Genomic DNA, 8300 nt, shown 5'->3' on the forward strand with positions numbered 1-8300 from the left:
AGTCTTCTGGTTCGTAAAAAAGAACGGCCTGTGCCGCGGGTTTGGTAATTATTTCCCGTATTTCCTCCAAGCTGAATGCCGGAACAGTATAGCGCCCTTTTTGCCACCAAGAAACGAGTGCTTCGCTTTCAAATTGGGGTTCAAAATCGGAGCGGATGCTGAGCATAATTCGTAGCTCAGGATATTGCTTTAGCCAGCTGGCAAGCTGTTGCTCAAATGACTGCCGATCTTCTGGTTTTAAGCATTGAGTAATGAGTTCTTCATATTGGTCGATGACCAGGACCGTAGGGCCATTCGCTAGTTGCTGTGCTGCATCAGAGAGTTCGTTGACTAGCGTTTGCATGGGTTCTTTACCCGGCCTGATGATGGGCAGGATGGTGTAACTCTGTTGGCGCAACTGTGGTAAAACACCTGCTTTGATAACCGACGATTTTCCTGTGCCTGAAGCACCACTCACTACAATTAAAGCATGTTCTTTGACCTTGTCTAATAAGGTTTCTACCGCACGATCACGCCCGTAAAATAGGTTGGCATCGTCTTCATTATAAGACGACAAGCCCATAAACGGATTGCGATCTGGCGTAGGTGGTAGATTGAATCGATGGTTAGGATGCAGAAAGATAAACTCTCCCTTGTCGTGCCGTTGTAGGTTGAATATGGAGGGGCTTTGCCGTTTCGCATTTTCTGTGGTTTGTGTTTCTACTGAATCCCGCAGATAAGAATAAAGCTCGGTAGCGGTAATAACACCATCGCCGGAACCAGCGGGAATCACATCTCCCTCTCCATTCAATGCTTTTAGTAGAGAGCTGGCAAAAGGTGAATGTTTTCCGCTTCCTTCTTCTCGTAGGCCCAAGCTTTGATTGGTAATAATATCCACGGCCTTCTGGTCGTGCGCCGAGGAGGTAATCACTTGCCAGGCAGGATCTTTACAATACCGCCAAAAGCGTTCTTCATAGATGATCTTCGGTAGGTCAAAAATCACATCCCGAAAACCGGAAGACCATTTGAATGCGCCGGAAAAGCAGCAATCCAAAATCAATAGTCCGTGGCGACAAGGCAGCTCCGTGAGGGCATCGTGCAGTACTTGCATCGGGATGAGTGTTTCCTCTTGCCCAGGTCGAGTATCGGCAGCGACCAGGTAGCCGTTGGGGCCGTCTTCGCCATCAAGTGCGATACCGTGTCCTGCGAAGTAAAAAAGGACGCGGTCGTCTTCGTTTACCAATTTAGGGATATCCTCGGTCAGTAATTTACGCAACGATTTGTGGGTAGCATTCAGCAGAGGTGTGTGTACTTTGAAACTGTGCTGGTCGGCGAGCTGCTCAGCAATCACCTGAGCATCATTCACGGCTGTACTTAGCGGAGTGAGGTGCTCGTAGTCATTGATGCCTATAATAAAGGCATGACTGGTAGTGAAGGGGAGCTGTATGTAGTGGTCGGTGTTTTGCATGGTTTTAGATTTAGTATTTCCAATCAATCCCGTATTCGGCTTGCTCCATTGGCGTGAGTTTGAGGATATCTTTCCAAATAGTGCCTGTTGCCCACTCTCCGTAAATATTTCGCCAGAGTTTAGCCGTACCGTCGTCTCCTCCTGTTAGAATTGTTCTACCGTCGGATGAAAAAGTAGCATCGACTATTCCTTCTTGAGCAGCATGAATAGTATTTATTTCTTTGCCATTAAGCGACCACAGCTTTACGGTGCCTTCTTTGTTGCTTATCAAAACCATTTGGCCGTCTGGTGAAAAATTAACACTCGTTATACAGCACTCATCTCCCTCGTAGTTAAATAGCTCTTTCCCGTTTAAGGACCATAGCTTGGTACTGCCCATCAGGTCATTACAACCAGTCAATACGAGTTGTCCATCTGGTGAAAAGGCAATGCTAGTCACCCTTTCTTCGTGGCCAGTGAAAACTTGTAGTTCTTCCCCGTTTAAGGACCATATTTTTGCGGTACGGTCCCAGCTTCCCGCTAATATTTGCGAGCCATTGGGCGAAAATATAACACTACTGAGGCTACCGTAGTCACCTGGGTTGGTAATTGTTTTTAGCTCCTTTCCTTTTAGCGACCATAGCTTAATTGTTCCCATTATACTACCCGTCAATACCTGTTGCCCACTGGGCGAGAAAGCAACGCTACTAATCATTCCCCCTTCGTGATTAAAGGATTGTAACATCGTGCCATTTAATGACCAAAGCTTTACGGTTTCATTACCTCCTCCTGTTAGAATAGACTGCCCGTTGGGTGAGAAAGCAACACTAAGTATCCCTTCTTCATCAGCAATAAAACTTTCCAGTTCTTTACCTGTTATTGACCAAAGTTTCACTTTTCCATCGTAGCCTCCCGTAAGTACTGTTTGGTTATCCGGTGATAATGCAACACTTGTTAAACCGCTATCGTGACTAGCAAAGGTTTTTAGTAATGGTTTCATCAAGGACCACAATTTTGCAGTGCCATCCCTGCTGCCTGTCAAAATTTCCTCTCCGTCAGGGGAAAAAGCAACGCTAGTAATTATCCTTCCATGGCCCATGAAAATTCGTAGTTCCTCACCTTCTAGTGACCATGTTTTTGCAACACCATCTTCATCGCCTATTAGTATTGACTGTCCATTGGGGGAGAAAGCAACCCCCCCGATAGCCGTTTTATGGCCATTGTAGCTTTTTAGTTCGTTGCCGTCAAGTGACCACAACTTTGCAGTATTATCACTGCTTCCTGTCAGTATTTTTTCGCCATTAGGGGAAAAAGCAACACTGTTGACTCTTGCACTATGTCCAGAGAAGGTCTGTAGTTTTTCGCCTGTCAAGGACCAAAGCTTTGCAGTGCCATCCCAACTTCCAGCAAGTATTGCTTCGCCATTAGGCGAAAAAGCAAGACTGTTTATTCTTTGTTCATGAAGCTCCACTCCTTCTTCTTGGCCGTTGAAGCTTTGTAGTTCTTCACCACTCAAGGACCAGCGTTTAACTATGCCACCCCAGGTTCCAGTCAGTATGTTATTGCCATTAGGCGAAAAAGCAACACTGGTAACACTTTTAGAAGCTCCAAGCTCGTAGCTTCTCAATTCTTTGCCATTGATGGCCCATAGCTTTGCAATACCTTTATCTCCTCCTGTTAGAACTTTCTTGCCATCTGGCGAAAAGGCAACGCAGTAGACTGTTTCCTTATGGCCGGTAAAAGTCCTTAGCAGGTTGCCGTCAATAGACCATAGTTTGGCGGTGCCATCCCAGCTTCCAGTCAATATCATCTGTTTGTCTGGTGAGAAAGCAATGCTGACAACCGCACTTTCGTGACCAGCGTAGGTGCGTTTTGTGAACCCCACTTTGCTGTCGGAAAAGAAATCTAAGAGAACGCTCTTGCTTTCTTCGGTTGGCCATTTTTTGTAGGCGGCAGATGCTATATTAAATGCAATCGTAGGGTTGTTGCTTCTGAGCTCTCTAGCTTTTGCTGCCAAAGCTGCACTTTGAGCCTCCTTTGTTCTTTGTTCAGCTCGATTTTGTGCTTGCCTTGCTAATCCTGTTTGCCAAAGCGCATTGTCTCTTTCGATACGGGCTGTATCGGCTTGAAGGCGAGCAAATGCATCCGATTCTTCGGCTTTTAGCAAAGCGTTTTTTGCCGCTTTTGCTTCTCTTTGCGCAATACTATCCGACCTTTCTGCATTTTTTTGAGCCAGCAAGGCATTCTTCGCTTCTTGGCTTGCTTGCAGTTGCGCATCTTTTGCTATTCCTTGTTCGTAAAATGCGAAAGCCGCTAAGCCTAAAAGGCCAATCATCACTGCTGCAATGATTCCTGCACGACGGCGCTTGTTTTTTTGCCGTAAAGCATTACTTTCCTGCAAAAAGGCTTCTTCTTTGGCATTGAATACGTGCCCCTTGATTTGCAAATCAGCGAGAAGTAGATCTAGTCGCGGATCATCGTTCCAGAGGTATTCGTTCTTTTGGTTGATTTCGTAATCAGTGACCGCTAGGCTCAGTTTGTACATCAAACCCAAGCGGCCTTCGCCCTGGGCTTTGATCCATTCCCATAGTCGGGCCCAGGCGCGTACGAGGGCATCGTGAGCAGGTTCAAAAAACGTTTGCCCTTGGGGGTCAACTCCGGTAGAAATCAGGCGAGCTGTTACGAGTTGTTGGGCTACGTTTTGGAGGCGTTCACTTTCGGCGGGGTTGCTGAAAACGAGATCACTGCTGGCTACTCTTCGACTGGCAAGTTCGCCGCCTTCCAGGGACACCATCCGCAGCATGAGTTTGCGCATACTATCCTGATGGGCTTGGTCGAGTTCGTTGTAAATGGCATTGGCACGGGTGCGCAGGGCACCAATCACGCCGCCTAGTTTTTCGTAATCTTCTAAGGTGAAAGCACGGTTGGTGCGCCCACTTTTGAGGTAGGCGTGGTAGAGTTCGCTGAGGGTGAAGGACAGCAGGGGTAAAGCCCCCGGTGCTTGATTGACGGCTTCCAGCAGCTTGTCGACCAAGATGTCTGATTCAAAAAATAAGACCTCTTGAACAGTAGGTTTGATAATGACTTCGCGTAGTTCGTCTTGGCTAAAGACGGGTACGACGTAGCGGCCTTTCTGCCACCAATTGGCGAGTGCTCCTTCTTCAAATTGCGGCTCAAAATCGGAACGGATACTGAGCACAATGCGCAGTTGGGGGTAGGTCTGTAGCCAGTCGGCTAGTTGTGCCTCAAAATCCAGGCGTTCTTGGGGATCAAGACACTGAGTGATGAGTTCTTCGTATTGGTCAACAATCAAGATGCTTTTCCCTTCTTTTTTGAGCACCGCGTTGAGGTCAGGTAAACCTGATTGCAAGCTTTCCATGGGGCTTTTTCCGGGGCGAATGACGGGCAAGATATGCCAGCCGTCTTTCCGTAAGGAAGGTAAAAGGCCAGCCTTAATCACAGAAGACTTACCTGTTCCGGAGGCACCACTTACAACGATGAGGGGTTGTTCCGCGGCTAAATCAGCCAAAGCAACGATCACGCGATCACGACCATAGAAGAGGTTACTGTCTGTTTCGTTATATGATTTGAGGCCCATAAAAGGGTTGCGATCCGGAATGGGCGGCAGATTGAGCACGTGGCGGGGATGCAAAAAGATGTACTGCCCCTTATCGTGGCGCTGTAGCGAAAACATCGCCGGACTTTGCCGCTTACCCTCTTCCGTTGTTTCGTCTTCCACTCGGTCGCGCAGGTAGGTATAAAGTTCGGTAGCGGTAATTACGCCATCGCCTTTTTCTTTAGGCACGGTGTCGGCCTCTCCGGCCAAGCCAGCCAGTAGGGCGGTCGCAAAAGGGGAGTGTTTGGCATCCGCAGTACTTCGCATACCGAGCGTGCGGTCGGAAAGTATGTCTACCGCCTTCTGATCAGACGCGGAAGAAGTGATCACCTGCCACGCAGGGTCTTGGGTGTATTGATAAAAACGTTCCTGGTAGATAATGCCTGGCAGGTCAAACATCACATCCCTGAACCCCGTCGACCACTTGAAAGCACCCGCAAAGCAGCAATCTAGAACCAATAATCCGTGCTTACAAGGCAACTTGGTAATTGCATCATGAAAAGTGTCCATCGCGAGCAGGGTTTCGGGGTCACCGGGCTTAGCGTCTACGGGAACCAAATACCCTTTGGGATCATCATCGCTGTCGAGCGCAATTCCGTGGCCGGCAAAATAGAAGAGGATGCGATCCTCTTCGCTCACCAGGCGGGGCAAATCCACTTCCAGCAATTGCATGATCGCGGCCCGGTTGGCATTCAGCAATGGCGGATGTACCTGGTAGCCGTGGTCTTCGGCCAGCCGCTTTGCCAGAACCCGTGCGTCGTTCACCGCAGTGCTTAGTGGCGTCAGATGCTCATAATCATTGATGCCAATGATAAAAGCATGGCTAGTGGTAAAAGGGAGTTGGATATTGTTGTTTTCACTAGACATAATGCTACTGCTCTTTTTTTACAAAATCACTCCTGATCCAACCTCTTCCTTTTTGATTTTGAATAAGGTACCAAGCATGTTTTTCTCCTGCTGGAGTTTTTTCTTCGAAAATAGCTACCCGATCTCCTGTGCTTAGTTTGAAGATGGGGGTACCACTTACGGGGGCTTCACGAACCCGTACGTTATCGCCAGTGAGTACGCCGTAAGTAGTAAGGGCGGGAGATGCAGGTGTAGGTGGTGGTGTTACATTTTGCTGTGGCTCGTTATTGGCTGCTACATTGTTGCGATGATTTAGCGCTGGCGCAGTGGCCGGGGTATCATTCTCCAAGTCAATTTTTGCCAGTGGACCCAGCGCGTTGTAATCATTGATGTAGCTGAGAATTAACTCGGGATCAAGGGTGTAAACGTCATGTTTGATCTGGATATAGCGGTTATCCTCTGAGAAGGCGCCAAAAAAAGGATCATTGTCGTGATGGGGTAGGTTCAACAGGACCAATGTTTCCCCGTTCTTGGAATACAATGCTTTGTTGTTTAAGGTATACTGCTCATTTTCGATTTTGACATTGTAGATGTCACTGACGGCTTTAAAACGGATACTAGCTCCGGTAAAAACATCCTGGCAGTTTTCGTGAACGCCAAATTTGTATCCTTCTCCGCCAGGGTAGGGGAAGGTTTTTTCTAATGACCAATACTTACTTGCCCCATCTTCTGTAGTGGTTTTTAGTACTTTTTCATCATTGTAAAATTCTAAAGTAGGAATAGGCTTGTTTTGATGAGCGGTAAACTCCCAAATTGGTATTATAACCTCTTCTCTACGGCCCGTTAAATTGAAGACCTTGACGTTTCCATTGGTGGATGCTGCCGCTAGGAAATCCCCCGATGGGCTCAAAGAAACACCAGCAGTTTCGGCTCCATAAACACTGATGCGTTCAAGCTTTTCGGGTGCTGCATTGTGGCGATAAATACCAAGCAGTTGAACAGCCTGGTCATCATCAAAAATGGCAATTTTATCTCCGGTTTGGTTAGCAAAAAAAGGATTCTTCTTGTAGTAATGAATATATAACCGCGCATAGATGTCTTCGATTTCAGCACCGCCATGTTGAAAAAGCGCAAAACAATTACCTGATACTTCCCCACCTTCAGGACCGTATTCAACGATTACGAAGTTTCCGGCAGGGTCAAATTGTGCTTTTTCTATTCCTGTAAACATACCAGGATTAGTATAGCGATTTACCAAGGCTTGGTTTGGCCCATATTCCTCGACGACTTGACCGTTAATACGTAAGGTGTGGTTCTTTACACGATCCGATGGTTTGATTTTTATGGGCGTAAATCGACTGGTCGGGTCTAGTTCAAAGCGCCGGGGGCTGTATACCAGTTTTATGAGTTCTTTGGTGAACTCTTGTGTTTCAAGGCCATTTTTGTTGGCCACCTGATAACCTTGTTCTGCCAGTCGTAGTGCTCGTAGCGGATCTGAATCTTCTTTGGAGCGAGCTTCGGCCAGTAGGCTTCGCAAGTTGGCATTGAGTGTTTCTTGCTCTGCTCTGTCGCGTTGTTCATTAGCACGCTGCTCGTTCTCTTGGGCAAGTTGCGCGCTTGATTCTGCCTTTACGCTATTGTTATAAGCAAAAAGCGACAAAATAGAGAGTCCCGTGATTACACCAATAGTGATTCCCCAAGCCGTACGTTTTCTTGCGGATCGCCGTTTCAAACTGTTGCGCACGAAGGTTTCTTCCTGCTTGTTGAAGGCATGGTCCTTGTCCAGTAATTCTACTTTGAGTAAATCCAGGCTAGGATTATTGTTCCACAATAGATTGCGTGCTTTTTTGGGTGCAGTCGCCTTCAATCCCTGGTATTCATTGGTGGCTTGCCCCAGTTTGTAGTGCAGAGTGATCTTGCTTTCCCCTACGGTTTTGATCCATTCCCATAGTCGAGCCCAGGCGCGCACGAGTGCGTCGTGAGCGGGTTCAATGTAGGTGCGCCCTTGGCGATCCGTCCCCTTGAGGAGTAGGCGAGCATTGACGAGTTGGTCGGCAATGATACGAAGGCGAGTCGTTTCGGCGGTGTTGCTAAATTGAAGCTCCTCCACAAAAATGCGCTTGCCTGCCAGTTCGCCACCTTCCGCAGAAACCATTCGCAGCATAAGCTTACGCATACTGGTTTGCTCTGCTGGATTCAGGGACTCATACTCAGCATCAGCACGGGTGCGCAAGGCACCGATCACACCACCCAGTTTTACATAATCTTCTTGTGCGAGGGCGCGATCTTCCCGACCACTTTTAAGGTAAGCATGGTACAATTCACTCAAGGTGAAAGAAAGTAAGGGCAAAGCACCAGGGGCCTGGCTTACTTCTTCGCTGATTTGCTCAACCAAGTCTTCTGGTTCGTAAA

3 protein-coding genes are annotated in these 8300 nt (G+C 47.7%); all 3 read right to left on the reverse strand.

Going from position 1 to position 8300, the window contains the following annotated elements; translation table 11 throughout:
- Nucleotides 1-1447: caspase family protein (locus ACRBG0_RS24500; RefSeq protein WP_431489473.1), on the reverse strand; the 1447-nt coding region annotated here is incomplete at its 3' end.
- A gap of 10 nt (nt 1448-1457) precedes the next feature.
- Nucleotides 1458-5909 (reverse strand): eIF2A-related protein, encoded by a 4452-nt coding sequence (locus tag ACRBG0_RS24505; protein WP_431489474.1) that lies wholly within the window; start codon nt 5907-5909, stop codon nt 1458-1460.
- Nucleotides 5910-5913: 4 nt separating this feature from the next.
- On the reverse strand, nt 5914-8300 hold a 2387-nt coding region (locus ACRBG0_RS24510; RefSeq protein WP_431489475.1), incomplete at its 5' end, for an SH3 domain-containing protein.

Origin of the sequence: Lewinella sp. (genome assembly GCF_050633125.1) — a bacterium.
Taxonomy (GTDB): Bacteria; Bacteroidota; Bacteroidia; order Chitinophagales; family Saprospiraceae; genus Lewinella.

Bases quoted from the DNA above. Each gene is read 5' to 3' on its own strand.
- ACRBG0_RS24505 (WP_431489474.1), bottom strand. From the start codon at position 5,909: ATGTCTAGTGAAAACAACAATATCCAACTCCCTTTTACCACTAGCCAT.